The organism is Candidatus Eisenbacteria bacterium, from assembly GCA_016867495.1.
Classification (GTDB): domain Bacteria; phylum Eisenbacteria; class RBG-16-71-46; order CAIMUX01; family VGJL01; genus VGJL01.
Window position 1 is genome coordinate 1 of record VGJL01000303.1, and the last position, 2,270, is coordinate 2,270.

The 2,270-nt window shown below is 65.0% G+C and carries 2 protein-coding genes; one reads left to right on the plus strand and one right to left on the minus strand.

Annotation, left to right across the window (positions count from 1 at the left end):
- On the minus strand, positions 1-903 hold a 903-nt coding region (locus FJY88_13715; protein ID MBM3288383.1), incomplete at its 3' end, for a hypothetical protein.
- A gap of 463 nt (positions 904-1,366) precedes the next feature.
- Here FJY88_13715 and FJY88_13720 point away from each other — a divergent pair.
- Positions 1,367-2,270: hypothetical protein (locus tag FJY88_13720; protein ID MBM3288384.1), on the plus strand; the 904-nt coding region annotated here is incomplete at its 3' end.

Sequence of the window (2,270 nt, forward strand, 5' to 3'; positions counted from 1 at the left end):
AAAGAAGAGGTTCGCGCGAACCGTGTTCCCGCTTCCATTGAAGGCGTTGATCGCTCCTCCCGAAGCCGGCGCCGTGTTCTCCGAGAAGCGGCTGTTCTCGATCAAGTGGCCGGTGCCCTCTAGATCGATCGCCCCGCCTGTGTAGTTCGCGCGGTTTCCGGAGAAGGTGCAGCCGCGAACCGTCGTGTCGTCCGCTCCGTAGAGATTGAGGGCGCCCGCGAAGTTCGCTTCGCAGCCGTCGAATGTGCAGTTCTCTATCAGGTTCCCCTCGCCCGCGACGGAGAGCCCCCCTCCCCGAATTCCCGTGCAGTTCAGGAACTCGCAACCTCGAAAGGTCCCCCCGTTCCCTCCGGAGAGAACCCCGCCCGACAACGAGCCGGTAGCCTCGAGATTGCTGAAGACGCAGGAATCGGCGATCAACGGACTCGTTTGCAATGTGTAGATGCCGGCGGCCGTGCCCGTGACCGTCATATCGCGAAATGTGCACGCGACGACCGTGAACCCACCGTACACATTGCGCGCATCGAGCCCTCCACCCTCGGTTCCCCCGCCGCCTTCGAAGATGATCCCCTCGAGGCGAAACGGGGCCGAGTTCTGGATGGAGAGGCAGGAGGCGGTTCCGTTCCCCTGCCAGATCACGTCTCCCCCGACCCCGATGAAGCTGATCCCCTTTTCAATGGCAATCGTCTCGGGATAGGTCGCGGCCGCGATTCGGATCGTATCGCCCTCGCTCGCCAGGGCGACGCCTCCGGCGATGGTCAACGCGTCCCCGCCTCCATCGGGATCGACCCTCCATGTCGCTCCCGCGTGGGAGTCGCCGACCACGAGCCCCATGCCGGAAAGGAGAGCGATACCGATCAGAGCAGCAGAAGGCAGTCTTGCAGCGCGCGATCTTGGGATCATAGGGCGTCACCTCCGAGTCGCCTTGCGACGGTGGGGAGCCTACGCCCGCCGCGGAAGATGATTCCACAGGAAACGCCACGACGTCTCCTCAGGGGCTGCAGGGATCATCCGGGCTTGCGGGCGCGGCTTCCTCACGGTCCGTTGAAGGACAGTGCGTTGAGAGCGGAAGGCGATGTTCTCCGGGGCAGGGGGTGCGCTCGCTTTCCTGACCGATCCCGATGTGGGGGAAGATCCTGCGAGTGGTGGATGGGAGAAGGGCGAGGAGGGGGGAGGTTCCGATGACAGCCTGACGAGTTTCGCGCCTCACGAATTCCGGTTGACTTCCCGCCCGTACGGGACTCCCATCGCGCCATCCGACATCCGGGAGATGCCGCACAACTCTAGATGAGCGACTCGGTGGCCTTCGGCCGAAGCGACCTCTGGGGCCCGCCGGCCCGGGTGGGATTCTATCGTGGAGGGCCGCATGATGAACCTCTCATTGCCGATGGCGAACGCCACGCCCGGGAAGCCGCGTCTGACGAAGGTCCCGCGCGCGATTCCTGTTGCCTCCGTTGTTCTCGCCTTCCTTGTGGGGGCCACTGCCGCGCATGCGGGCGCGATTCGTCGCGTTCCAACAGAATACGCGACAATCAAGGCGGCGGTGATCGCCGCCGAGACGGGCGACTCGATCCTGATCGCGCCGGGGACGTACACGGGTGCGGAGAACCGGGCAATCGACGTGGGACTGAAGACCCTCTACATCCGGGGGACCGGGGGGGCAGGGACGGTCGTGATCGATGCAGAGAACGTCGCGAACTGCTTCTCGTTCGCCAACTCGCCGTTCCACTACACGAGCCTGCAAGGGCTCAGGCTGCGCCGCGGGAATCCGTGCGGCATCTATGTGTACGACGCCGCGCCCGTGATCATGGACTCTTCCATCGAGGACTGCGTCACCGGGATGCTCCTCGCGAGATACCACGGAACCCCGAGCGGTCTCACGATCGATGGCTGCGTGTCCACGGCGCTCAAGGTCTCGACGGGCTCGAACTGCGAGATCCGGAACTCCACGATCCAGAACAGCGCCGGCGCCTACGGGGCGGGAGTCCAGATCATCGGCGCCAGCCTGCTGGTGGCGAACTGCGTGATCCGCGGAAACGATGCCTCCTCGGACGGCGGGGCGGTCTATTGCGAATCAGGAGGCGTGGTCCTGCAGGACGTGGCGATCACCGGCAACCGCTGCGCCGGAGCAGGCGGAGGAATCCGCCTCCTTAACTCCTCGGCGACGCTCGAGTACACGACCCTGTCCCGGAACCTGGCCGTGTCCGCTGCGGGAGGAGTCTCCTCCGCGGGATCCTCGAGCGTCGTCGGTCATTCCATCCTCTGGGGAA